General features: G+C 32.1%; 24 protein-coding genes. 17 read left to right on the forward strand and 7 right to left on the reverse strand.

Annotated elements, in window-relative coordinates; all coding sequences use genetic code 11:
- Window positions 1–8 precede the first annotated feature (8 nt).
- Entirely contained in the window at window positions 9–599 is a 591-nt protein-coding gene (locus H0I23_RS13305) for a hypothetical protein (RefSeq protein ID WP_216783786.1), read from the forward strand.
- A 62-nt stretch (window positions 600–661) separates the two neighbouring features.
- Here H0I23_RS13305 and H0I23_RS13310 read toward each other — a convergent pair whose 3' ends face one another.
- The 7 genes from H0I23_RS13310 to H0I23_RS13340 form a co-directional block, all read right to left on the reverse strand.
- Window positions 662–1,657: an acyl-ACP desaturase gene (locus tag H0I23_RS13310; RefSeq protein WP_216783787.1), complete on the reverse strand. Its 996-nt coding sequence runs from the start codon at window positions 1,655–1,657 to the stop codon at window positions 662–664.
- A gap of 70 nt (window positions 1,658–1,727) precedes the next feature.
- Entirely contained in the window at window positions 1,728–2,456 is a 729-nt protein-coding gene (locus H0I23_RS13315; RefSeq protein ID WP_216783788.1) for a metallophosphoesterase family protein, read from the reverse strand.
- Complete coding sequence (locus H0I23_RS13320) at window positions 2,453–3,535, reverse strand: DNA helicase PriA (RefSeq protein WP_216783789.1); 1,083 nt, start codon at window positions 3,533–3,535, stop codon at window positions 2,453–2,455. Before H0I23_RS13320 ends, H0I23_RS13315 begins: the two co-directional genes overlap by 4 nt.
- Before the next feature lie 65 nt (window positions 3,536–3,600).
- The gene (locus H0I23_RS13325; RefSeq protein WP_216783790.1) at window positions 3,601–4,728 is read right to left on the reverse strand and encodes an SPFH domain-containing protein; all 1,128 of its coding nucleotides are present in this window, start codon (window positions 4,726–4,728) and stop codon (window positions 3,601–3,603) included.
- Window positions 4,729–4,893: 165 nt separating this feature from the next.
- A complete protein-coding gene (locus H0I23_RS13330; RefSeq protein WP_216783791.1) occupies window positions 4,894–6,030 on the reverse strand; it encodes an ATP-binding protein in 1,137 nt (378 codons plus the stop codon).
- A complete protein-coding gene (locus tag H0I23_RS13335; protein WP_216783792.1) occupies window positions 6,027–6,791 on the reverse strand; it encodes an SDR family NAD(P)-dependent oxidoreductase in 765 nt (254 codons plus the stop codon). The genes H0I23_RS13330 and H0I23_RS13335 overlap by 4 nt, the downstream gene beginning before the upstream one ends.
- Before the next feature lie 9 nt (window positions 6,792–6,800).
- The gene (locus H0I23_RS13340) at window positions 6,801–7,676 is read right to left on the reverse strand and encodes an aldo/keto reductase family oxidoreductase (RefSeq protein ID WP_216783793.1); all 876 of its coding nucleotides are present in this window, start codon (window positions 7,674–7,676) and stop codon (window positions 6,801–6,803) included.
- A 148-nt stretch (window positions 7,677–7,824) separates the two neighbouring features.
- Here H0I23_RS13340 and H0I23_RS13345 point away from each other — a divergent pair, with 148 nt between their 5' ends.
- From H0I23_RS13345 to H0I23_RS13420, 16 genes are all read left to right on the forward strand, one after another.
- Window positions 7,825–8,826 (forward strand): MoxR family ATPase, encoded by a 1,002-nt coding sequence (locus tag H0I23_RS13345; protein WP_216783794.1) that lies wholly within the window; start codon window positions 7,825–7,827, stop codon window positions 8,824–8,826.
- 97 nt (window positions 8,827–8,923) lie between these two features.
- The gene (locus tag H0I23_RS13350; protein WP_216783795.1) at window positions 8,924–9,790 is read left to right on the forward strand and encodes a DUF58 domain-containing protein; all 867 of its coding nucleotides are present in this window, start codon (window positions 8,924–8,926) and stop codon (window positions 9,788–9,790) included.
- Window positions 9,790–11,451, forward strand: a complete 1,662-nt coding sequence (locus tag H0I23_RS13355) for a hypothetical protein (RefSeq protein ID WP_216783796.1) — start codon at window positions 9,790–9,792, stop codon at window positions 11,449–11,451. The genes H0I23_RS13350 and H0I23_RS13355 overlap by 1 nt, the downstream gene beginning before the upstream one ends.
- A complete protein-coding gene (locus H0I23_RS13360; protein WP_216783797.1) occupies window positions 11,452–12,450 on the forward strand; it encodes a VWA domain-containing protein in 999 nt (332 codons plus the stop codon).
- Window positions 12,451–12,492: 42 nt separating this feature from the next.
- A complete protein-coding gene (locus H0I23_RS13365; RefSeq protein ID WP_216783798.1) occupies window positions 12,493–13,539 on the forward strand; it encodes a VWA domain-containing protein in 1,047 nt (348 codons plus the stop codon).
- A gap of 4 nt (window positions 13,540–13,543) precedes the next feature.
- The gene (locus tag H0I23_RS13370) at window positions 13,544–14,422 is read left to right on the forward strand and encodes a tetratricopeptide repeat protein (protein ID WP_216786079.1); all 879 of its coding nucleotides are present in this window, start codon (window positions 13,544–13,546) and stop codon (window positions 14,420–14,422) included.
- Window positions 14,422–16,200: a BatD family protein gene (locus tag H0I23_RS13375; RefSeq protein WP_216783799.1), complete on the forward strand. Its 1,779-nt coding sequence runs from the start codon at window positions 14,422–14,424 to the stop codon at window positions 16,198–16,200. Before H0I23_RS13370 ends, H0I23_RS13375 begins: the two co-directional genes overlap by 1 nt.
- A 16-nt stretch (window positions 16,201–16,216) precedes the next feature.
- Entirely contained in the window at window positions 16,217–16,975 is a 759-nt protein-coding gene (locus tag H0I23_RS13380) for a tetratricopeptide repeat protein (RefSeq protein WP_216783800.1), read from the forward strand.
- 50 nt (window positions 16,976–17,025) lie between these two features.
- Window positions 17,026–17,343 carry a hypothetical protein gene (locus H0I23_RS13385; RefSeq protein WP_216783801.1) on the forward strand — a complete coding sequence of 106 codons (318 nt, stop codon included), beginning with the start codon at window positions 17,026–17,028 and terminating at the stop codon, window positions 17,341–17,343.
- A gap of 64 nt (window positions 17,344–17,407) precedes the next feature.
- Window positions 17,408–19,000 (forward strand): SulP family inorganic anion transporter, encoded by a 1,593-nt coding sequence (locus H0I23_RS13390; RefSeq protein WP_216783802.1) that lies wholly within the window; start codon window positions 17,408–17,410, stop codon window positions 18,998–19,000.
- Window positions 19,001–19,218: 218 nt separating this feature from the next.
- The gene (locus tag H0I23_RS13395; protein ID WP_216783803.1) at window positions 19,219–19,845 is read left to right on the forward strand and encodes a carbonic anhydrase family protein; all 627 of its coding nucleotides are present in this window, start codon (window positions 19,219–19,221) and stop codon (window positions 19,843–19,845) included.
- Between the two features lie 95 nt (window positions 19,846–19,940).
- The gene (locus tag H0I23_RS13400) at window positions 19,941–20,567 is read left to right on the forward strand and encodes a carbonic anhydrase (protein WP_216783804.1); all 627 of its coding nucleotides are present in this window, start codon (window positions 19,941–19,943) and stop codon (window positions 20,565–20,567) included.
- 460 nt (window positions 20,568–21,027) lie between these two features.
- The gene (gene pheS / locus H0I23_RS13405; RefSeq protein ID WP_216783805.1) at window positions 21,028–22,047 is read left to right on the forward strand and encodes a phenylalanine--tRNA ligase subunit alpha; all 1,020 of its coding nucleotides are present in this window, start codon (window positions 21,028–21,030) and stop codon (window positions 22,045–22,047) included.
- Between the two features lie 39 nt (window positions 22,048–22,086).
- On the forward strand, window positions 22,087–22,482 hold the full coding sequence (locus H0I23_RS13410; RefSeq protein WP_216783806.1) for a hypothetical protein: 396 nt from the start codon (window positions 22,087–22,089) through the stop codon (window positions 22,480–22,482).
- Window positions 22,483–22,617: 135 nt separating this feature from the next.
- Window positions 22,618–23,133 carry a GbsR/MarR family transcriptional regulator gene (locus H0I23_RS13415; protein WP_216783807.1) on the forward strand — a complete coding sequence of 172 codons (516 nt, stop codon included), beginning with the start codon at window positions 22,618–22,620 and terminating at the stop codon, window positions 23,131–23,133.
- Between the two features lie 12 nt (window positions 23,134–23,145).
- Complete coding sequence (locus H0I23_RS13420) at window positions 23,146–24,279, forward strand: efflux RND transporter periplasmic adaptor subunit (RefSeq protein ID WP_216783808.1); 1,134 nt, start codon at window positions 23,146–23,148, stop codon at window positions 24,277–24,279.
- Window positions 24,280–24,300: the final 21 nt, after the last annotated feature.

Here is a 24,300-nt window from a genome sequence, read left to right on the forward strand (position 1 = left end):
ATAATACAATGAACTTTGAAAATTTAAATATTTGGTGTTGGCTAATTCCAGCTTTAGTAGGTCTAATTTGTGGAATTCTTGGTTATTTAATTGGAAAATCTAGCAGCATCACAATCGATAATTCTGCCGAATTAAAATCATGCCACGATAAAAACACAAAATTAGAATCAGATCTTGCTGCTTGTACTAGAAAATTAGCTACACCTGTTGCTCCTGCGCCTGTTACCACAAAATCGTCATTTGTAGCAACACCTCCTGTGGTTGAACCTCCTATAGTGGCTCCGGTTACACCGACTATTGCATTTGACGCTTTGGCTGCTAAAGTAGCATTTGGCAAAACCGTAAAGCAAGATGATTTAAAACTGGTTGAAGGTATTGGCCCTAAAATAGAAGGTATGTTTAAAGATGCTGGTATAAAAACTTGGAAAGCACTCTCTAATGCAAAAGTATCAGAATGTCAAAAAGTATTAGATGGCGGAGGAACTCGTTATAAAATACACGACCCTGCATCTTGGCCAATACAAGCTAAAATGTGTTACGAAGGTAAATGGAAAGAATTAGCCAAATGGCAAAGCGAACATAAAGGTGGAAAATTATAATACTAAGCCTTTCTAAAACAAAAAAGTCCAGTTTTAAAACTGGACTTTTTTTATTTGTAATATTACAATCTACCGTTAGCTTCTACCCATTTAAATAGATATTGATCATCTGGTTGTTTCATTCTTGTTGCAATACGCTCTAAACGTTGTGGCAATTTCATCAAATAATCTCTAGCACGTTCCGCATCATCATTTAAAGCTCTTATATTATCTATTTCCCAATAAGAATTTAGTTTCTTTAAAATTTCAATATAATCCATTGCTGTATATACCCCTAAGCGCTGTGCACAATTAGAGAAGTTTTCGAAAGCAGTACCGATTTCTCCACCAGATTCACGTAAAAAATGAGCAGGCATAACAATCTTTTTCTTCATCATATCAGCAAATGCTAACATCATTTGACTTGGATCGTGTTCAAAAATACATTTTACAAACTCTCTATACGCTAAGTGATGGCGCATTTCGTCTCCTGCAATTATAGTACACATTTTTCCGAGAAGAACGTTACCACCCTTTTTAGCCATTTGTCCAACTCTTTTATGGGAAATATTAGTAGCTAACTCTTGAAATGATGTGTATATAAAATTTTTGTACGGGTCTCTATCTGTACCAATATCAAAACCATCAGCAATAAGGTGCTGCGTAGTTATTTCAACTTCTTTCATATTTACCCTTCCTGAAAGGTATAAATACTTATTAAGCACATCACCATGGCGGTTCTCTTCTGCCGTCCAGTTACGTACCCATTTAGACCATCCGTTTTTATTTTCACCATGCTGATCAACACCTTCAACATCCATCAACCAAGATTCGTATGTAGGTAATGCTTCTTCAGTAATTGTATCTGCAACCATGGTTACCCAAAAGTCGTATCCTAATTCTTTTGATTCTTCTTGTATTTGCTTAACAGCATCTAAGAATCCTTCGCTTTGCGAATCTGGCAAAAAGTCTGTTGGTTGCCAAATTTCATTAATCGGGATTAAGTACTGATCTATAAAACCATTTACTTTCTCCTCAATTGTCCGCATTACTTCTATTCTAATATTTTTTGCTGACATAATCTATTTTTTACAAAGTTCGGTATAATACACTAAACAACACTTGTCTAGCCGTCAATTTTTAACAAAGTTAGTTTCTTCCTGTCTCATCAGGGTAAAATGTATAAACAGGGTCACTTTGCCATACTTTCTTAGTTTCCACATCTAAGATAGATAATGGTCCTTTAAAAGCCGCTCCAGTATCTATATTCCATACATTAGCCGCATTCTGAGGTTCTGTTTTTCCTATTCTTGTTACTGGCGTATGCCCTATATATATTTCTTTATAATTTTTAAGCCTTTTGGGGTAAAGAATATCATCTTCTTTTAAATTCGGATTTAATGAAAGTGCCATCTCCCACAAAGTTCGATCCCAATAGAACGTTTTTTTAAAATACTCAAATTCTATTCCTTTTAAGTTAGTGAATCCTGCATGAAGAAACAAACGATCATTATCATCTAAATAATAATTATTCAAGCCTTCATAAAACTGAACATGATTATCTATTGTTTGCTTATCTGCTTTAGCATACGAATTTATGGTTGCTTCACCTCCGTGTTTGAACCACTCTGGATTATCACCTTCTTTTAGCAACCACGATTTACAAAACTCATCATGATTACCACGTATGAATGTACACTTGTGTTTTTTATTCAATTCGATTAAAAAATCAATTGTTTCAACCGCCTGACTCCAACCATCTACATAATCACCTAAAAATATTAAATGATCATTTTTTGTAACCTCTGCTCTCTCTAAAAGTTGCTCTAAAGCTTTTAAGCCAGAATGGATATCTCCAATTACTAATGTCCTTTTCATTTTGCAAAAATCGTAATTACTACTATTATTAATACTATAAATAAGACTAAAAAGAAAATTTTCCAGAAAGAATAAGGTCTAACCCCACTTATTGCACCCGTTTGACCGTTTACATAAAAGTGATAATCTTTAGCGTTATACCTATAGCTACTTATATAAACTGGAACAAGAATATGCTTAAAAGTTTCATCAGCCAATTTAATATTAGCATTATCTACACGTTGTGTATCTCCTCCAATATCTTGCCTTATCCAATTGTAAGCAATATTTTTTGCTTCTTGAAAAGATTGATGATGGCCATCTTTTAATGATACTGTATATTTTTCAGTCACAAAACCTGAAAGGTATTTAGAGTTAAAAACCACTAATTCATTTAAGTTCCAATTTGCAATTTTACTTGGTATATCTCTTCTTTTTTTTTCTGATGCATTTATCAAAATATCATCTATAAAACCAGAAACTGAACCTGATGCACTCGACCAGCGTGTTTTTCGAACTTGCCGAGTTTGCGTACCATTCTTAGTTCTATAAGTCTGATTTTCATAATAATAATCACCTCTTTGCCCTTGATATGACGCATATAAATTAGCATCAAAAGTCCAATGCGGTATATAAAGACCATGCAAACCCTCTGCATCTAAAGCAGCCTTTTTTAATTTATTTGGCGCAAACCAAAGACCACCTACCCAGTTTTTAAAAATCTGCTTGGCTTTTAAACTATCTATTTGAAATGGGACAAGCGCTCCTGGTAATATCCAACCTTCTTTCTCAATATCTTCTCGAATTAAAGGCTCGCTGCAATAAACACAACCTAAAGATTTATAATTTTCTTCGACATGTTGGTTTGCTCCACAATTTTTGCAATGTAATAAATCTATAGTTTCTGTATAAGCATTTTCACCTACGACCCTCAAGTAATGCTCAAGCTCTAACTCTTCAAAGCTACTTTTTGTTTGCTCTATAAATTCTTCATAACCGCAGTACTCACACTTTAATTGGTGCGAACCTGGTTTAAACTTTAATTCTGCGCCGCAATTAGCGCATCCTTTTTTTTGTTCTGATGAAAAAGTTTCTTCCATTTTTAAAAGAAACTACCATTCAAAAAAATTAAATGGTAGTTATTATATAAGCTTATCTATAAATTTTATTGTGGCAATGGTGGCGGTGTATTACCACCTAAAAATGCTTTTAACTCTTCAATTTCTTGAAGCGCACTCCAATTTGCCATTCCTTGTTTCCAAATTAAAGAATCTTTATTAATTGTTCTATTAGCAAATAATTCTTTCAATTTTTCGATTGGAATAGGCCCCATTTGAGCACCATTTACAGCATAATGATATTGTACTTGAGCAGGCATTGGTGGTGGCATTGATGCCTGAGTGTTCATAGTATTATTTTGTCCCATTTGCGGGTTCATCATTCCTCCCATTTGCTGAGCTAACGCAAAGCCCATACCCATACCCATACCTGCACCGGCTGTTCCACCTTCGTTTTTTGCAGCTTCTTCAATTGCTTTTGCCGTTTTAAACTGCGTAAGCTTATTCATATCTAATTTATCTAACCTACTATACTCAAAAATTTCTTTTTTAAGTTCTTCTGGCATCGACACATTTTCGATATAGAACCTCTCTAACAAGATACCAATACGACCAAATTCTGGCTGCATTACTTCTTGGCATGTTTCAGACAATTCAGAAGTGTTCGCTGCATATAGTTCAATTGGCAATTTAGCCTCGCCAACAGTATCAGTAAAACGGGTTACAATTAAACTTTTTAAATGTTCGTTTACCTCATAATTAGTAAAGTTACCATCGGTGCCAACTACATCTACAACAAATTTACCAGCATCTTGTATTCTAAAACTATATGTCCCGAAAGCTCTAATTTCAGTTAAACCAAAGCGATCATCATTCAAAATAATTGCATTCTTAGTTCCCCATTTTTCATCAGTAAACAAAGTTGTATTTACAAAGTATACTTCAGCTTTAAACGGACTATCAAATCCATATTTCCAACCCTTCAAGGTTGTTAAAAGTGGTAAATTCTGTGTATTTAAAGTATATGTCCCTGGCTTAAAAACATCTGCAAGTTGCCCCTCATTAATAAAGACAGCTATTTGACCCTCTCTTACAATTAACTTTGCATTATTTTTAATTTCGTTTTGATAACGTTCAAAACGATGCACTATAGTATCATCTGTAGCATCAAGCCATTCTATAATATCTATAAACTCGTGGCTTAATTTTTTTTTAATCTCATCAAATAATCCCATTTGAATAGTGTTTTTTTTAATTTTTATCAAGATACTTAATTCCTAAATACACCACAATAGATATGCCTAGTTTAGTTTAAAAAAATGTTTTTTTAAAACAAAAGATTATTTACACCATTAATAAAGTTCCTATTTTACACATTACCGAATTATAATAAATATGTTTTAGCTGTATTTAATTTTTCGTAAAACGCGTAATGAATCCTTTAAAGATTGATATGCCTTCGCATTTGTTTTCTTTAAAATTGACCTAGCTTTTTCCATCTGTTGTTTTGCTTCTTCAAAGCCATTTAAATAACAGATTAAATAAGTGGCCGCCAAATATTCTAAATCTTCCGACTCAGACAGGACCAAACTGGGGTTTTTACTTAGTTTTTCGATTAATGCATTGTTTGCATTAAAAATGTGGTACAAGGTTTTTTTATCATATTGCGGTGCTTCAAAAAGTAATTTACTTTTTATTTGGTAGGTGCCATTATCTTCGAAAGTAATTACAACACGCTCTAATGGATAGTATTTTTGCTCCTTACTTATACCCAATTGTATATATTCTACGATTGTAAAAGCATGCTCATTAAAAGAAATAGATACCTCGTCTAATGCTGAGTAAAATAATTTTACTTGCTCGTTTATTAACTCAATATCTACTCTCGAATAATACGTGTCTTTTTTAACTTTTTTTTCATGACCCGCCCAACAGACAACAAATTGCTCTTTAAATACTTTATAATTACTTTTTAAATCTCTATGCCGATTATTTATAAAATCGATAACCCCATCTAAAGTTAATTCGATGTTATTACGTGCATGAAGTTCTATAGTCGCAACTGCTTCAGAATTAATATCGACCAAACTAACGCCATATGCTTTTGGCAAGCTAATACTACCTTCTCTAAAAAAAACAGAACCTCCATAATATTTCCAAATGTTTTTTCGAAGAGAGCATATTTTTTTAGCGGATTTAATAGTCACCAAACCAACTACTTTACCTTCTGGCAAATGCGGAAAAGGAATGTTCTCATAAGAGATTAATGGTGGATTATCTAAATAAGCATTTACTAGATTTTGAATCTTACTATCATCAAAAAAATCTACACCAACAATTTTGTTGTCTTCATCTTCTACACCTATAACAATAAAAGAATTATTTTCTGGATTACTATTAGCGAGTGCACAAACGTGTTTTAGAAATTTAGCTTTACCTTCTCTTTCTCCAATTTCAATAAAACGCTTTTTATCATAAAAACTATTCTCATCATTATGTGCAAGAAGATTTTTTACGAGCAAGCGTTTATTAATCATAAATTCTTATTTACTATTGTTGCTGATGCTTGTGCTGTTGGCATAACTACTAAGTCTGATATATTAACATGATATGGCCTAGTAACTACGAAATGTATAATATCAGCAAGGTCTTCAGGTTTTAATGGATTGAAACCTTTATAAACATTTTCCGCTTTTTCATCATCACCCTTAAAACGCACATTACTGAACTCGGTTTCTACCAAACCAGGGTGAATGCCACCAACTCTAATTCCATGAGGGTTTAGATCCATCAACATACCTTTTGTGATTGCATCCACAGCATGCTTACTTCCGCAATACACATTTCCTTTAGGGTAAACTTCTTTACCTGCCGTAGAGCCAATATTAATTATATGTCCTGATTTTCTTTCTATCATTTTAGGTATAATAGCTTTTGAGACATATAATAAGCCTTTAACATTAATATCGAGCATTGCATCCCAATCTTCAACACTACCACTATCGATAGTATCTAAGCCATGAGCATTACCTGCATTATTTATTAAAATATCTATGTTTAAAAATTCAGCTGGCAAAGAAGCTATTGAAGTAAAAACAGCTTCTTTTTCTCGAACATCAAAATTAAGTGTATGCACCTTAGTCACCTTACTAAGCTCTTGCTGTAAAGCATCAAGCCTTTCTTGTCTTCTGCCGCATAAAATAAGTTGTATGCCATTTGCTGCAAATAATATTGCTGTAGATTTTCCTATTCCACTTGTAGCTCCTGTAATTAAAGCTGTTGGGGTTTTTATTTTCATATTTATATTTTAAGCAACCTCATGGCCTTTACTTGCTTCCAAAAGCAAAAACCAATCTTGTAATTCTAAATTTATTTTTAAAACATCATAAGATTCTTGCAATCTTTTTTTGCTTGTAGTACCCACTACTGGCAAAATATTAGCAGGGTGTTTTAAAATCCAAGCTAATAACAATTGACTTTCATTGGCATTGTATTTTTCTTGAAGCTCACCTAGCACTTTCTTTATTTCTTTCGTTTTCTTGTTTTCTTCTCTAAAATAAGTTCCCAAAGAGCTCCAAGCCATAGCTGATCTTTTATGAGAAATACAATCGTCTAAAGTTCCATTAACCATAGCATCATTTTTTGTTAGAGAAAATTCAACTTGATTTGTAGAAACATGTATTTCTGTTTCCAAAAGTTCTATCTGCGATGGTGTAAAATTAGATACTCCAAACTTTTTAATTTTTCCAGAATTTTTAAGATGTAGAACAGCTTCCGAAATTTCATTTGGGTGCATTAATGGACTTGGCCTATGTAACAAAAAAAGGTCTAAATAATCTGTCTTCAATTTTGCTAAAGAATCTTCTGCAGACTTTATAATATAATCTTTATCATACTGATAATGCTTAACAACATTACCTTTGCCACCCGTAAGCATTTGAATACCACATTTACTTATAATTTGTACTGCAGACCTATCTACCTTACTATCTATAAAAGCCTGTCCAAAATCAGTTTCATTGGTGTAATCTCCATAAATATCTGCATGATCAAAAGTAGTAATACCTATTTCTAAACACGTATTAATAAGTGCAGCCATTTCGTTCGCAGAAAATTGTTTTCCCCAACTTCCCCAAGTCATGGTTCCTGCTATAATTTTAGAATAATTTGCTATATTTCCCATAGAATTGTGAAATTAAAAAATAAATACCTTAAAACCTTCTTAAATGTATGCCTCTTTATCAATTTTTAACCAATTGTTAACAGCGGATATCTAAATAAATTTCCAATTTGCGTATCTATTTATTAGCTTGTCCAATTAAATAATATATATGGAAGAAAATACTCCAATCGATATTAGTGCTATCAACGAGAAAATTGCTCAAGAAAGTGCTTTTATAGATTTATTAATGTTAGAGATGAACAAAGTAATTGTTGGTCAAAAACACATGGTAGAACGTTTACTAATCGGTTTACTAGGTCAAGGTCACATTTTATTAGAAGGTGTACCTGGTTTAGCAAAAACTTTAGCAATTAATACCTTAGCCAAAGCTGTTAAAGGTAGCTTTAGTAGAATTCAATTTACTCCAGATTTATTACCTGCAGATGTTGTTGGAACCATGATTTATAATATGAAAGACAATGATTTTTCAATTAAAAAAGGTCCAATTTTCGCAAATTTTGTTCTTGCAGATGAAATAAACCGTGCACCTGCAAAAGTGCAATCAGCGTTGTTAGAAGCCATGCAAGAGAAACAGGTTACTATTGGTGACCAGACTTTTATATTAGATAAGCCGTTTTTGGTTATGGCAACACAAAACCCGGTAGAGCAAGAAGGCACTTACCCATTACCTGAAGCACAAGTCGATCGTTTTATGTTAAAAACCGTAATTGATTATCCTAAAATGAATGAGGAACAATTAATTATGCGTCAAAACCTTACCGGAAGTTACGAAGAAGTTAGACCAGTGGTTAGTGTAAATCAAATTTTAAGTGCTCAAAAAGCAGTACGAGAAGTTTACATGGATGAGAAAATTGAAAAGTATATACTAGATATAGTTTTTGCAACTCGTTATCCTGAAAAATATAAATTAGAAGATCTAAAACCTTTAATCAGTTTTGGCGCATCTCCAAGAGGAAGTATCAATTTAGCAAATGCTGCTAAATGTTATGCTTTCATTAAAAGAAGAGGGTACGTTGTACCTGAAGATGTAAGAGCTGTGGTTCATGATGTTTTACGACACAGAATAGGAATTACTTACGAAGCTGAAGCTGAAAATATAACCTCAGAAGAAATCATCAATAAGATTGTAAACGAGATAGAAGTACCTTAAAACAGTAGCGGTTATCATTGAATATTGTTGTAAAGTTTAGACTTAAAACAATTTTTGTTCTGATTACTTTTTGCTGAATATTGTTTACTAAATACAGATGGATACTAAAGAGTTATTAAAAAAAGTTCGTAAAATCGAAATAAAGACGCGTCGTCTTTCCGATCATATTTTTGGTGGGGAATATCACTCTACTTTTAAAGGTAGAGGTATGACGTTTAGCGAAGTTCGCCAATATCAATTTGGTGACGACGTTCGTGCTATTGATTGGAATGTTACCGCGAGGTACAACGAACCTTATATTAAAGTTTTCGAAGAAGAAAGAGAACTTACCATGATGTTAATGGTAGATATAAGTGGCTCTGAATTGTTTGGATCTAGCAATCAATTTAAAAATGAAATTATTACCGAAATATCAGCAACACTTGCGTTTTCGGCACTACAAAATAATGATAAAGTAGGTCTTATTCTTTTCTCTGATCAAATAGAGCTTTTTATTCCTCCTAAAAAAGGAAAAAGTCATGTTTTAAGAATTATTAGAGAGCTGATAGAATTTAAACCTAAGAGTAACAAAACAGACTTAGCTGTGGCTTTAAAGTATTTAACTAACGTAATGAAGAAGAAAGCAATTGTTTTTGTTTTATCTGATTTTATTACCGAAGATTATTTACAAACATTAAGAATTACAGGTAAAAAACACGATGTAACTGGCATTCGTATTTATGATGAACGAGAAGAAGCCATCCCAAATATAGGAATGGTACAAATGGAAGATGCTGAAACAGGAACACTACAGTTAGTAAATACACAATCTAAAAAAGTACGTAACGATTATGGAAAATTCTATAGAGAGAGAGTTGACTATTTTCAAAGTACATTTTCAAAATCAGGTTGTGGCGTACTAAATTGTAGAGTAGATGAAAGCTATGTTAAAAAACTATTAGGCTATTTTAAGCGAAGAGGATAATGAATATTAAAATTGAAAAATTTATTTTAAAAAATGCTATTTCGTTTATAAAACGAATTGCCTTTTTATACCTATTTTTCTTAAGCTTCTTAGGGTTTTCACAAAATAAACCTCAAGTAAAATCTGCTGTAGATATTAATGACATTAAAATTGGCGAACAAATAAGTTTTAATGTTAATGTTGTAGTCGATAGTACTGACTTTGTTGTTTTCCCAGAAGGTCAAACTTTTGCTCCTTTAGAAATGGTAGAATCTTTTGTAACAGATACCATTCACGAAAGTGCAAAAATTACTTTAATAAAAAAATACGCGCTAACGCAATTCGATTCTGGCTCATACACTTTACCACAACAAAGGATTATAATAAATGAAAAGCCTTTTTTAACAGACTCTGTTCAGATAAATGTAAACACAGTTCCTGTAGATACTATTGCACAACAACTTTACGATATAAAAGATATTATTAATGTTGAAAAAAATACAATTCTACCTTGGAAATGGATTTTAGGTATTGCTTTAGGCATTTTAATAATTACAGGACTACTATATTGGTTTGTTTGGAGAAAGAAAAAATTAACAGAAGATGAAAAAATTGCACTATTACCACCATATGATAGAGCAATGATTGAATTAAAGAAATTAGAAAATTCTAAATATTTAATTCAAGATGAATACAAACAATACTATTCTGAGCTTACCGATATTGTACGTTCATACTTAGAGGAAGATGTTCATATTTCTGCTTTAGAAAGTACTACAGACCAGTTAATCGAAAAGCTAGAAATGCTTAAAGATGCTGGTAATTTAAAGCTAGATAACGACACCATCAATCAGTTTAAGCAAATACTACAAACATCAGATTTGGTAAAGTTTGCAAAATCTAAACCAGATACATCTGTTGCCGAACAAGATAGAAAAGCGATAGAAAATATTGTTACGAAAACAAAAGATGCTATTCCGCCACCAACCGAAGAAGAGCTTTTATTACAAGAAGAATACCTAGAAGAATTAGAGCGTAAAAAGCACAGAAATAAAATTATTATTACCGCAGTAACAATTACCGCTGTTGTTTTTATAGCTATAGGTGCTACAATTTGGCATTATGGGTTTAAACATGTAAAAGATACTGTACTCGGGCACCCTACAAAAGAGCTTTTAGAAGATGAATGGATTTCAAGTAGTTATGGTTTTCCTCCAATAATTGTAGAAACGCCAAAAGTTTTACTGAGACAAAAAATTGAATTACCTGCTGAAGCAAAAGCAAGCATTAAAGAATTCCAATCTTTTGGCTACACTAGTTCTATTGGTTTATTTACAATTAATATAAATGCAACCTCATTTACTGAACCTGTTGAACCAGACTTAGACAAATCAATAGAGTTCTTTATCAAGAACTTAGAGAGCCAAGGAGCAAAAAATATAACTACTAAAACTGAAGATTTCACAACAATATCTGGTGTAAAAGGAGTTAAAGTATATGGTTCTGGACAATTTTCAGTTCCTGGAGATGAAGAATTATTAAGTGGAAAATATGCCATTTTAACTTTCGGAGGTAAAGGTTTTCAACAACAAATAGTTATTACTTGGCTATCAGAAGATACCTATGCCGAACAAATTGTCGATCGTATTTTAGGAAGTATTGATGTAAAAACACAATTATAAATGCTAGAAAATATAGAATTTGCTAATCCTCAGTTTTTTTGGTTGCTACTACTGCTTCCATTAGCTGTCCTTTGGTATATATTTAAGCGAAAAGAAGAGACGGCATCTTTGAAAATATCAACCATAAAAGGTTTTTCTACGGATAGTCTCTTACCAAAATTAAAGCCATTATTGTTTGTTTTACGTTTGTTGGCGTTGGCTGCAATAATTACAGCGTTAGCTAGGCCACAAACTGAAGATATATCAACAAGAACAAAAACCACAAAAGGTATTGATATTGTAATGGCTATCGATGTATCATCAAGTATGCTTGCTCGCGATTTAAAACCAAATAGGCTATCTGCGTTAAAAAAAGTAGCTGCTGATTTTATCAAAGAACGTCCTAATGATCGAATTGGTTTAGTTGCGTATGCTGGCGAAAGTTACACTAAAACGCCTATCACAAGCGACAAGTCTATCGTATTAAAATCGTTACAAGAAATTACCTACGGTACTTTAGATGATGGTACTGCAATAGGTATGGGCTTAGCTACATCTGTAAACCGATTAAAAGAAAGCAAGGCTTTAAGTAAGGTTATAATTTTACTTACGGATGGCGTAAACAATTCAGGATTTATTGAACCACAGACAGCTGCTGAATTAGCAATTGAATATGGCATTAAAACATATACAATAGGCTTAGGTACTAATGGAAATGCTTTATCTCCAATTCAAATTAACAGTGATGGATCATTTAGATACGGAATGAGGCCTGTTGAATTGGACGAAAAATTATTAGAAGATATCGCTAAATCTACAGGTGGAGTTTACTTCAGAGCTACAAACAACGAAAGTCTTGAAGAAATTTATGACGAAATAAACAAACTTGAAAAAACAGAAATTGAAGAATTTAAATACTACAAATACGAAGAAAAATTTCGTGTTTGGTTATTTCTAGCAGGATTTTTATTAGTACTAGAATGGGTTTTAAGAAATACAATTTTTAGAAGCTTTATCTAATTTGATTGCTATCAAATTAAACTATAAGATGTAAAAAAGAAAATGATTCAATTAGAAGAAAAAATATATTTTTATTTGCTATTCATCATCCCTTTATTGGTGATGCTTTTTGTGCTATTGCAACTTTGGAAAAGAAAAGCTCAAAAGAAATTTGGAGATTTAGTGCTTCTTAAAAGAATCACACCAGATAAATCTATATTTAAATCTACTTTTAAATTCGTTTTATTTTTATTAGGGCTATCACTATTAATCGTTGGCCTTGTTAATCCTAAAATTGGCACAAAACTTGAAACTGTAAAAAGAGAAGGTGTTGATATTGTTTTCGCATTAGATGTATCTAAAAGTATGCTTGCTGAAGATATTGCTCCTAATAGGCTAGAAAAAGGAAAACGTTTAATTTCTGAAATTATAAACCAATTAGGAAGTGATCGTATTGGTATTATTGCTTATGCCGCTCAGGCATACCCACAGTTACCAATTACAACAGATTATGGTGCTGCCAAAATGTTTTTACAAAGCATGAATACAGATATGCTTTCATCACAAGGAACAGCTATTAACGAAGCTATAAATTTAGCCTCAACGTATTTTGATGATGATCAACAAACAAATAGAGTGCTATTTATAATATCTGATGGTGAAGACCACGCCGAAGGAACAACCGAAAGTGCTATCGAAAAAGCCACCGACGAAGGTATTGTAATTTATACTATCGGAGTTGGTAAACCAAAAGGAGCTCCAATTCCTTTAAAAAGAAATGGTATTGTAGAAAGTCTTAAAAAAGACATGAATGGTGAAGTTGTTATAACTAAACTTAACGAGACTGTTTTGAAAGATATTGCTGATGATGGAAATGGTGAGTATATAAACGGAGATAATACTGATCAAGCTGTTGATTACATAAAAGAACAGCTAAACCAAATGGATAAAAAAGAGTTTGAAGCAAAACAATTTGCAGAATATAAAGATCAATATCAATGGTTTGTTGCTGCAGGTTTACTACTCTTGTTCTTAGATTTATTTGTTTTAGATAGAAAAACAAAATGGCTTAGAAAGCTTAATTTGTTTAATGAAAATAAAAAAAAGTAACATGATGAATAAAGTTTTTTATATCCTACTTCTTGTTGCAAGTTTTTCATATGCTCAAGATGATGAAGAGAAAGAAAAAATAAAGAGATTACAAGAGTCTAATAATTTTACTTGGGACGGTAATAAATCTTTATCAGAAGAAGATTTTGTAAATGCTGAAGCTGCTTACCGAAAAGCAATAGCAAAAAGTACTGACAATACAACGGCACCCTATAATTTAGGAAACGCCTACTATAAAAATGAAACGTATAGTGAAGCTTTTTCTAGATACAAACAAGCAGGTGAAGCCGCCACAAGTAAAGAAGAAAAACATAAAGCGTACCACAACATGGGTAATGTTTTTATGAAAGAAAAGCAGTACGAAAAAGCAGTCGAAGCCTATAAGCAAGCACTTAGAAGCAACCCTACTGATGAAGAAACTCGTTACAACCTAGCCTTAGCTCAAGAAATGCTTAAAAAACAACAAGAAGAGGATAAAAAGAACCAAGATAAAGACGACCAAAACAAGGAAGACGAGAAAGATAAGAAAGACGAAAACGAGGATAAAAAAGAAGGAGATAATAAGGACGAGAATAAAGGAGATCAAAAAGACGATCAGAATAAAGATAAAGGAGACGAAGGAGATAAGGGAGAGGAAAAAGAAGAGGAAAATAAAGAAGGAGAAGGAGACAAGAAAGAAGAGGAGAAAAAAGAGCCTAATAAAGACAAAGGAGATAAACCTGAGGACCAAAAAGGGCAACCTCAAAAAAGACCTAGTCAGCTATCTCCTCAGCAAGTACAAAACCTCTTAGATGCAATGCAGAATGAAGAGAAAAAAGTACAAGAAAAAATGGATGCAAAAAAAGTGAAAGGCGTAAAAACTAGAAACGAAAAAGATTGGTAATGCAACTACAGTTTAAAAACTACATCGCTTTAATTGGTTTGTTATTTTTTGCTTTAATTGGTAAAGCACAAGATGATGAGGTTACTTTTGAAATGGCCGTAAGTAAGGATAAGCTTGGACTAAACGAAAGACTTCGCGTTGAGTTTTCTATGAATAAAGACGGAGATAACTTTAACCCTCCTGATTTTAAAGGCTTTAATGTACTAATGGGCCCTGCTCAATCTATTAGAAACTCTTGGATGAATGGCGTTCGTTCATATTCAAAAACATATTCTTACACACTACAACCTGCTGGGCGCGGTACAATGACTATTGGCCAAGCTACCATAATAATTGACGGTAAAACATATAAATCACTCACTAAAGATATTGTTGTTACTGCAGCTGTTGATGATCCAAATGCACCACCAAGTGCAGATTCCGTTGCTGATGAAAACATACATTTAGTTGCAGAGGTGTCGAAAGCTAACCCGTATTTAAACGAAGCTGTTTCGGTTATATACAAACTGTATGTTGGTAACTCCATAAATGTTACAAATTTCAGACCGTTAGACAACCCTAAGTATAATAACTTTTGGAGTCAAGATATGGCTGTAAAACAATACAGTGCACAAGATGGCACTTATGATGGTAAGCCGTATAGGTATGTTATTTTAAAGCGTGTTGTTTTGTATCCTCAAAAAACAGGAAAACTAGAAATAGAACCTTTATCACTTGATGTTTCCGTTGAAGTGCCTACTAGCAGAAGAGATTTTTTCGGAAGACCTCTTTTTGCTTCTACGAATAAAACAGTATCAGCAGGAAAAAGAACTATTAATGTTAAAGAGCTACCATCAACTGGTAGACCTGCAAATTTTAGTGGAGCTGTTGGTAGTTTCGATTTTTCGGTAACTACTAGTAAAAAATCTTTAAATGCTTCTGAATCTTTACAAGCAACAGTGCAAGTATCTGGTTCTGGTAATTTAAAACTTTTTCAACTTCCTGAACCAAATTTACCAAGTGCTTTAGAAGTGTACGAGCCTGAATTTGATGAAAAAGTTAGAACAAATTTAAATGGCATGGAAGGCAGTGTAAAAAACAACTATACTGTGGTACCTAGTTTTAAAGGAAAATACCCAATACCAAGTATTTCTTTCAGCTATTTCAACCCAAAGACAGAAAAATACACCACTATAAATTCTGATGAGATTATTGTGAATGTCATAGAAGGCCCGTCAAATACAACCGCAGCTGCACTACCTAGTAATCAAAACAAACAAAATGTGATTAGCTCTGGTGATCAATTTCAATTTATAAAATTAAACACGAATTTAACGGCAAAGGATAATCCTTATTTTTTTGGATCACTTAATTATTTTATGTGGCTACTGCTTCCTTTATTGTTAATTCCATTAGCTATTTTGTTTGGCAAAAAGAGAGACGCTATTGCAAGTGATGTTTCTGGAAATAAAATTAAAAAAGCAAACAAACTTGCTAGAAAATATTTATCAGCAGCTAAAAAAACGCTAGGCAATAAAGAAGCATTTTATGTGGCGCTTGAAAAAGCGTTGCACAATTACTTAAAGGCTAAACTTAAAATTGAAACATCAGAATTTAGTAAAGATAAAATAGCCGAATTATTAGTTCAAAAACAAGTAGACGCAGCTACATCTGAAGGTTTCATTTCATTACTTAAAAATTGTGAAATGGCTCGTTACAGTCAGTTTTCTAATGTACAAATGCAGCAAGATTACAGCAAGGCTAGTGAAGTAATTTCTGCAATGGACAAACAATTATAAGTTAAAATATAAAAAGGTGAAAAAAATATTATACATACTTGTTTTAGGTTTTTGCTTTTACGGTTTTGCACAAAACGATTCTTTTTTCGAAAAAGGAAATAAAGCTTACAATGAAGGTATATACGATGATGCAGAAAGCTTCTACCTAAAAATAATTGAAAATGGTGAGCATTCCTCTGAGCTATATTTTAACCTTGGTAATGTTTACTACAAGCAAAATAAGATAGCGCCTAGTATATATTATTATGAAAAAGCATTGTTATTAGACCCCAACAATACTGATATTAAAAATAATTTAGCATATGCTCAAAACATGAGTTTAGATGCTATAGAGGTTTTACCTGAAACAGGTTTATTTAAAATTTATAAAAACGCAACTTCCTTTTTAACGTTTGAACAATGGGCTTATGCAAGCATTGGCTTAATGCTTTTATTTGTTGTAGGTTATATTTTATATTTTTTCTTAAGATATTCTACTCAAAAAAGAATTTCATTTGTTACAAGCCTTATTTGCCTTTTACTTTCAATTATTACAATTGTAATTGCTTACACAAAGTATCGTACCATTGAAGCAAACAAACCTGCAATAGTTTTTGACAAAGAAGTAATCGTTAAATCTGAGCCTAACAATAGAAGCTCAGAAATATTTAGGTTACATGAAGGCACAAAAGTAAATGTGTTAGACGAATTAAATCAATGGAAGAAAATTAGAATATCAGATGGAAAAACAGGTTGGCTAACATCAAAAAGCATTAAAGACATAAAAGACTTTTAATGCTTTATTAACACAATATTTGCATTTTTGATATTATCTTTACATTTGCTATGTTAGGAATTTCAAAAAACACAATACATATTATAGTATTATCATTTTGGCTATTTGCCCTAACTGCACCTACAATTATAACTCTTATTGACTACGACTCATCTATAGTTGTAAATAACATTAATGAAGAGGAACAGCAAGAACAACATCAGTGTAAAAAAAATTCTGAAAAAGAAAAAATTATAGATTGTGACTTTTCTTACTTATTGTTTATATCTGATAAAAAAAACATATCATACATAAACAAGACTTCGCTTGAATTTTCAATGCATACATCAAAAATTATACTCCCTCCTCCCGAGATGCCTGTTATTTAACTTGAGTATATTTTTATTGTCAATCCGTCTTTATAAAACTTAATAAAGACTCAAATTACTATGTATGTTTAAAACTTTAAAAAACGACTTGCCCGCAAGTGTTGTTGTATTTTTCGTTGCCTTGCCCTTATGTTTAGGAATTGCTTTAGCTAGTGGAGCTCCTTTATTTGCTGGTATTATTGCTGGTATTATTGGTGGTATTGTTGTTGGTGCTTTATCAGGTTCTAAAATAGGAGTAAGTGGCCCTGCTGCTGGTTTAGCTGCTATCGTATTAACTGCGATTGGAACACTAGGTGGTTATGAGAATTTTTTAGTTGCTGTTGTTTTAGGTGGTGCAATTCAAATCGTTTTTGGTATTTTAAAAGCCGGTGTAATTGGGTATTACTTTCCATCATCTGTTATTAAGGGTATGCTAACTGGTATAGGAATTATTATAATCTTAAAACAAATACCTCACTTTTTCGGGTACGATCCTGACCCTGAAGGAGACTTCGCTTTTTTTCAAGTAGATGGAAAAAACACCTTTTCTGAGATTTTCGAAACCATCAATAATATAAGTTTAGGTTCTACTATTATTGCCGCAATAGGTTTAGCTATACTTATTTTATGGGATAAAATTTTATCAAAAAAAGGAAAGTTTTTTCAGATAATACAAGGGCCATTAGTTGCTGTTGTAGTTGGTATTTTATATTTCGCCTTCACAAAAGATAACGATACTTTAGGCATTTCAGCAAAACATTTAGTAAGTGTTCCAATCCCTGAAGATGCAGCTTCATTCTTTGCTCAGTTTTCATTTCCTAATTTTTCTGCCATTACAAATCCTCAAGTATGGATAACTGGCTTTACAATTGCTTTAGTTGCCAGTTTAGAAACTCTATTATGCGTAGAAGCTACTGACAAACTAGATCCAGACAAGAATATAACACCAACTAATCGCGAGTTATTAGCACAAGGAACAGGTAATATAATTTCTGGTTTAATTGGAGGTTTACCTATCACCCAAGTAATAGTTCGTAGTTCTGCAAACATACAATCAGGGGGAAAGAGTAAGATATCTGCTATAATTCATGGAGTGTTATTATTAATTTCTGTGATTTTAATACCTACTCTGTTAAATATGGTCCCGTTATCAGTTTTAGCCTCTATTTTATTTATAGTTGGTTTTAAACTAGCCAAGCCATCATTATTTAAACAAATGTATAAACTAGGTTGGAAACAATCTATCCCGTTTTTTGTTACTGTCTTTGGTATTGTTTTTACAGATTTATTAATTGGTATAGCCCTAGGTTTAGCTGTCGGTATTGTAGTTATTCTTTTAAAAAGTTATCAAAATTCTCATTTTTTACACATTGAGGATAATAGTAATGGAAAACATAGAATTAAAATGACTTTAGCTGAAGAGGTTACCTTTTTTAATAAAGGTGCTATATTGAAAGAATTAGATAGCTTACCTTCTGATACTTATTTAGAATTAGACCTTCTAAAAACACGCTATTTAGATAATGACATCATTGAAATTCTAGAAGATTTTTCAATAAAAGCAAAAGAAAGAAATATTGATATAAAGTTACTTTCTAAACGTGGAACTGTTGAAAACCCCACAAGTTATATTGAGTTTTTTAATGAACGACCAAAATCTGATTTAAGTTTAAGCTAGTAATTACACAAATACTCCATATAAAATTGTGATACTCTTTTTATTAAAAATGATATCGCTATTGAATTAAGAGCACTATTAGCTTAACAAAAATAAAAAGGTTTGATTCTAAACTTTTCAATCATTAACTTAAAAGAAATAACACATCAATTAAATTTTAATCTGCTAAACACAAATTAACAGATTTTTGATTTAAATTAATTATTAAATAAAATATTATGAAGGCACATACAAGAGAAACGCAGTCAACAATGACTCCTCAAAAAGCATTAGATTTCCTAAAGGAAGGAAATCAGCGTTTTCAAAATAACTTAAAAGCAAATCGTAATTTATTAGAACAAGTAAATGATACAAGTGAAGGTCAATTTCCTTTTGCTACAATTTTAAGTTGTATAGATTCTAGAGTTTCTGCAGAATTAGTTTTTGATCAAGGGCTTGGTGATGTATTTAGTATTAGAATTGCTGGAAATTTTGTAAACGAAGATATACTTGGTAGTATGGAGTTTGCTAGCAAGTTAGCAGGCACTAAGCTTATAGTTGTACTTGGTCACACAAGTTGTGGCGCTATTAAAGGAGCCTGTGATCATGCAAGAATGGGGAATTTAACAGCTTTAATAAATAAAATAGAGCCTGCTGTAGCCGCAGTTAAAGAGCCACAAGACGAAAGTTTAAGAAACTCTAAAAACTTAGAATTTGTTGATGCTGTATCTGCTGAAAATGTGTTACAAACTATTAAAAATGTTAGAGAGAGAAGTGAAATTTTAGCAGAAATGGAAACACAAGGTGACATTAAAATAATTGGCGCTATGTACAATATATCTACAGGTGAAGTAGATTTTTACTAGTCTAAATAATCTCATTAAGTTAAAAAATGACCTGCCTATTTTGGTAGGTCATTTTACATTTTACCGTATATTAACACCAAATAAACCTGTGCCAAATGAATCTTGATTTTGTATTCGAAAACAATAAAAAATGGGTCAATGAAAAACTTAGTGAAAACGCTAATTATTTTGATGAAATGGGTAAAGGGCAAAGCCCTGAGCTACTCTACATAGGATGTTCTGATAGTCGAGTAAGTGCAGAAGATTTGATGGGTTTAGGGCCTGGTGACGTATTTGTTCATAGAAATATCGCAAATATGGTTATAGGCACAGACCTCAACGCAATGTCTGTTGTTGAGTATGCCGTTATGCACTTAAAAGTAAACCATATTGTAGTCTGTGGCCATTATGGCTGTGGTGGCGTAAAAGCTGCTATGCAATCTTCAGACTTAGGTATTTTAAATCCTTGGCTTAGGAATATCCGTGATGTTTATCGTATTCATAAAAAAGAACTCAATGCGATTGAAAACGAGCAGGACAAGTATGAACGTTTGGTAGAATTGAATGTTGAAGAGCAATGTGTAAATCTCATAAAAACTGCAGCGGTACAAAAAGCCTATCGAGATCATGGTTTAAAAGTTCATGGCTGGGTATTTGATATTCATACAGGAGAATTAGTCGATTTAAAAATTGATTTTGAAGGTATTCTAGGTAATATTATGGAGATTTATCACTTAGATTAAAACCAGAGAAGTAGAAGTATCTAATTTAACAATAATTAGCTCAAGAATACTTTAAAATTAAAGCTACTGAAATTTATCAAAATTTATTTCTATTAAAAGTTTATTTTCTAATCTTAAGGGAGATTTTTTGGTTCTACTAGCAATTTTCATGCACTCCCAATCAAATACCCGATACCGTATCTACTGTAATTATTAGAATAAAAAGAATGTAATATATGTATCTACCTGGTCTTTGTACATTAAAAGATATGTTAATCGATTTAAAAAAAATCAGACATAACCTTAATAATTGTCGATGTTTTAAAACTTTTAAGAAAAGTCTAAATTGAATAAAGAACGAAGAAATTATAGCTCAAAAATACATCTTTCACAAAATTACCTATTAATAGACCATTTAAAGAAAGATAAATTCGGGGTGACTGCCATAAAAGTTTTAAATTTGCCAGCTTAGTTTATTGTTATGATTGATAAGATAAAAGAACATATTGCTGAATTAGAGAATTTCAATACAGACTCACTAGAAGCTGTTGAGAGTTTAAGAATAAAGTATTTAGGTAAAAAAGGATTATTAAATGATTTTTTTGCTGAATTCAAAAACGTTCCTAACGATCAGAAAAAAGAGTTCGGACAAACTATCAATCAATTAAAAACTGTTGCAACAGATAAAATCAATGAACTTAAAGATGCTTTAGAAAGTAAAACTGATGATGTTGGTATTTATGGTGATTTAACACGTCCATCTGAGCCTATTGAATTGGGAGCTAGACATCCAATATCGATAGTAAAAAATAGAATTATTGATATCTTTTCACGAATTGGTTTTAATGTTTCTGAAGGACCAGAGGTTGAGGACGATTGGCATAATTTTACTGCCTTAAATTTACCAGAATATCACCCTGCTAGAGACATGCAGGATACTTTTTTTATACAAACGAATCCAGATATATTATTACGCACCCATACATCATCTGTACAAGTACGTTATATGGAAGAAAACAAACCACCGATCAGAACAATATCTCCTGGTAGGGTTTACAGAAATGAGGCTATTTCTGCCAGATCTCATTGTTTCTTTCACCAAGTAGAGGGTTTGTATATTGATAAGAATGTATCATTTGCTGACTTAAAACAAACATTACAATTTTTCACTACTGAGCTTTTTGGTAAATCTAAAATTAGATTGCGCCCTTCTTATTTTCCATTTACTGAACCTAGTGCAGAAGTAGATGTGTATTGGGGATTAGAAACAGAAGCTGATTATAGAATAACAAAAGGTACTGGCTGGTTAGAAATTGGTGGTTGTGGTATGGTAGACCCTAATGTATTGACCAACTGTGGCATAGACCCTAATGAATATTCTGGTTTTGCATTTGGCGTAGGTATAGATCGTATCGCAATGTTGTTACACCAAATTACAGATATTCGTTTGTTGAGTGAAAATGATGTTCGTTTTTTAGAGCAATTTAAATCAGCTCTTTAAATTATAATTCCAGTGTGAAATTTCTAAAAGAAGCTATTCTTGAAAAAAGATATTAATATACCTGATGTCAAAGATGTTTATGTAGCCATTATCTATGAATGGGATGATGAAATGTTGAATAAAGTATGGAATGCATATTTGATCAACAATAAAGAAATGGCTATAGAAATGGCTATTATAGTATCAAGCGGTTTTAATGATACTGATAAAACAGCAACAATCAGACATGGCTTAGGTACTTTAGAAGCAAAATCATTTAAAAAATTTGAACCTCTACAAGAAGAAATATTCGCATTAGATAATGTTTTTTCACTTTCATTTTTTTCAGATAATAAATTATTCGATAAGAAATTTATTTTTAAAAAAAATACCATACAACCCAAAGCTCTCACTACCATCGACTTAACGAACAAAGAGGGTATTTTGGCTGAGTAATTACTAAAGTTTTCTTAAAAATACACATTTAAGTTCTTTAAGTTCGGTTTGTTCCGAACTAATAAATATATTTGCACAGAATTTTACTGTCTATGGATTTTTATATCCAATAAATAGTAGAGAATAAAGTAAAATATGGCAAATAATATATGTAAAGAAAAAATGTCTTTAGTTGAAAAACTAGGTGTGCATTTAGAAAACAGAGAACAGCTGGCACCTGTTGCAGCACGTATACTATCCTATATAATTCTTACTGGAAAAAAAGGAGCTACGTTCGAAGACATGGTTACAATACTCTGTGCTAGTAAAAGTACTATTTCTACACACCTTAATCACCTGCAAGATTTAAAAAAAATTGAATACTTCACAAAAACTGGAGATCGTAAAAAATATTTTATTATAAATGCCGACACAATTATTCAGCATGTTGATAAAATGATAAGTGATTGGAAAGAAGTACGTGAATTACATCTAGAAATAAAAGATTATAAAGACAATCAAAACAGTGAGATTATTGAAAGTGAAGAAGAGAAATTTGATTTAAATTTTCATAACGATTATATAAAATTTATAGATGGCGCTTCTGCTTCTATTGAAGAATTAAGATTAAAATTAATTAAAGTTAAAAACAACAAACAATTCGATATTTAAACTAAGTACAAAATGAGACATAATAAATTATTAACGTTACCAGCACTAATCTTACTTTTAGTCGTTTCAAGCTGTGGAAGCAATGGAGAACAAAAAGCTGCGGCACCAGAAGGTCCTGCTCCTTCTTTCCCTGTAGTTGAAATGCAATCAAAAACCGTAACAGGTTATCAAGAATATCCAGCAAATATAGAAGGTATCGTTAACAGTGATGTGAGAGCAAAAGTATCTGGCTATATTCAAAAAGTATTAGTAGATGAAGGGCAAAAAGTACGTAAAGGTCAAGTATTATTTAAATTAGAAACACAATCTTTAAGTCAAGATGCAGGTGCTGCAAAAGCACGTATTAATGTTGCTCAAGTTGAGGTAGATAAATTAATCCCACTTGTTGAGAAAAATATTATCAGTCCAGTACAATTAGAAACAGCTAAGGCTAATTTGGCTCAAGCAGAAGCAAACTACAGTAGTGTCACCGCAAGTGTTGGCTATGCAACTATCAAAAGTCCTGTAGATGGTTATGTTGGTTCTATAAATTTTAGAGAAGGTGCTTTAATTAGCCCAAGTGATAGCAACCCATTAACTACAGTTAGCGAAATTAGCCAAGTATATGCTTTTTTTAGTTTTAACGAAGCTCAGTATATTGATCTTTTACAAAGATCTGAAGGAACAACTAAAGCAGAACGTATTAAAAACTCACCAGACCTAAGCTTAGTTTTAGCTAACGGAAAAATTTATTCTGAAACTGGACGTATTCAAACAAGTACCGGTCAAATCAATCAAAATACTGGAACTATAAAAATTAGAGCTGCTTTTGATAATCCAAACGAAATTTTAACTAATGGAAACAGTGGTAAAATTAGGTTTCCAATAGAATATAAAGATGCTATTGTTATACCTCAATCATCAACATTTGAACAACAAAAAGATATTGTTGCTTTTATAGTAGATCAAGATAATAAAGCAAAATCTACTATCGTAAAAGTACTTGGTACTGTTGGCAATTTATATGTTGTAGAGTCTGGTCTTAAAGCAGGAGATAAACTTATTGTTTCTGGTGTTGGAAAATTAAAGAATGGTATGGCTATTACTCCACAAGACACTCCTTTTGATGAAGCCATTAAACCGATAGAGGTTTTATTTAAAAATTAACAAACCATAAACTTATTTAGT

It is taken from the genome of Cellulophaga sp. HaHaR_3_176 (assembly GCF_019021925.1).
Taxonomy (GTDB): Bacteria; Bacteroidota; Bacteroidia; order Flavobacteriales; family Flavobacteriaceae; genus Cellulophaga.

What these genes read in the sequence shown, in the direction of transcription:
- H0I23_RS13310 (WP_216783787.1), bottom strand. Translation starts at nt 1,657, where the DNA reads ATGTCAGCAAAAAATATTAGAATAGAAGTAATGCGGACAATTGAGGAG.
- H0I23_RS13330 (WP_216783791.1), bottom strand. Translation starts at nt 6,030, where the DNA reads ATGATTAATAAACGCTTGCTCGTAAAAAATCTTCTTGCACATAATGAT.
- H0I23_RS13335 (WP_216783792.1), bottom strand. Translation starts at nt 6,791, where the DNA reads ATGAAAATAAAAACCCCAACAGCTTTAATTACAGGAGCTACAAGTGGA.
- H0I23_RS13390 (WP_216783802.1), top strand. Translation starts at nt 17,408, where the DNA reads ATGTTTAAAACTTTAAAAAACGACTTGCCCGCAAGTGTTGTTGTATTT.
- H0I23_RS13325 (WP_216783790.1), bottom strand. Translation starts at nt 4,728, where the DNA reads ATGGGATTATTTGATGAGATTAAAAAAAAATTAAGCCACGAGTTTATA.
- H0I23_RS13365 (WP_216783798.1), top strand. Translation starts at nt 12,493, where the DNA reads ATGATTCAATTAGAAGAAAAAATATATTTTTATTTGCTATTCATCATC.
- H0I23_RS13420 (WP_216783808.1), top strand. Translation starts at nt 23,146, where the DNA reads ATGAGACATAATAAATTATTAACGTTACCAGCACTAATCTTACTTTTA.
- H0I23_RS13345 (WP_216783794.1), top strand. Translation starts at nt 7,825, where the DNA reads ATGGAAGAAAATACTCCAATCGATATTAGTGCTATCAACGAGAAAATT.
- H0I23_RS13370 (WP_216786079.1), top strand. Translation starts at nt 13,544, where the DNA reads ATGAATAAAGTTTTTTATATCCTACTTCTTGTTGCAAGTTTTTCATAT.
- H0I23_RS13355 (WP_216783796.1), top strand. Translation starts at nt 9,790, where the DNA reads ATGAATATTAAAATTGAAAAATTTATTTTAAAAAATGCTATTTCGTTT.
- H0I23_RS13315 (WP_216783788.1), bottom strand. Translation starts at nt 2,456, where the DNA reads ATGAAAAGGACATTAGTAATTGGAGATATCCATTCTGGCTTAAAAGCT.
- H0I23_RS13360 (WP_216783797.1), top strand. Translation starts at nt 11,452, where the DNA reads ATGCTAGAAAATATAGAATTTGCTAATCCTCAGTTTTTTTGGTTGCTA.
- H0I23_RS13305 (WP_216783786.1), top strand. Translation starts at nt 9, where the DNA reads ATGAACTTTGAAAATTTAAATATTTGGTGTTGGCTAATTCCAGCTTTA.
- H0I23_RS13340 (WP_216783793.1), bottom strand. Translation starts at nt 7,676, where the DNA reads ATGGGAAATATAGCAAATTATTCTAAAATTATAGCAGGAACCATGACT.
- H0I23_RS13350 (WP_216783795.1), top strand. Translation starts at nt 8,924, where the DNA reads ATGGATACTAAAGAGTTATTAAAAAAAGTTCGTAAAATCGAAATAAAG.
- pheS (WP_216783805.1), top strand. Translation starts at nt 21,028, where the DNA reads ATGATTGATAAGATAAAAGAACATATTGCTGAATTAGAGAATTTCAAT.
- H0I23_RS13395 (WP_216783803.1), top strand. Translation starts at nt 19,219, where the DNA reads ATGAAGGCACATACAAGAGAAACGCAGTCAACAATGACTCCTCAAAAA.
- H0I23_RS13400 (WP_216783804.1), top strand. Translation starts at nt 19,941, where the DNA reads ATGAATCTTGATTTTGTATTCGAAAACAATAAAAAATGGGTCAATGAA.
- H0I23_RS13385 (WP_216783801.1), top strand. Translation starts at nt 17,026, where the DNA reads ATGTTAGGAATTTCAAAAAACACAATACATATTATAGTATTATCATTT.
- H0I23_RS13415 (WP_216783807.1), top strand. Translation starts at nt 22,618, where the DNA reads ATGGCAAATAATATATGTAAAGAAAAAATGTCTTTAGTTGAAAAACTA.
- H0I23_RS13375 (WP_216783799.1), top strand. Translation starts at nt 14,422, where the DNA reads ATGCAACTACAGTTTAAAAACTACATCGCTTTAATTGGTTTGTTATTT.
- H0I23_RS13320 (WP_216783789.1), bottom strand. Translation starts at nt 3,535, where the DNA reads ATGGAAGAAACTTTTTCATCAGAACAAAAAAAAGGATGCGCTAATTGC.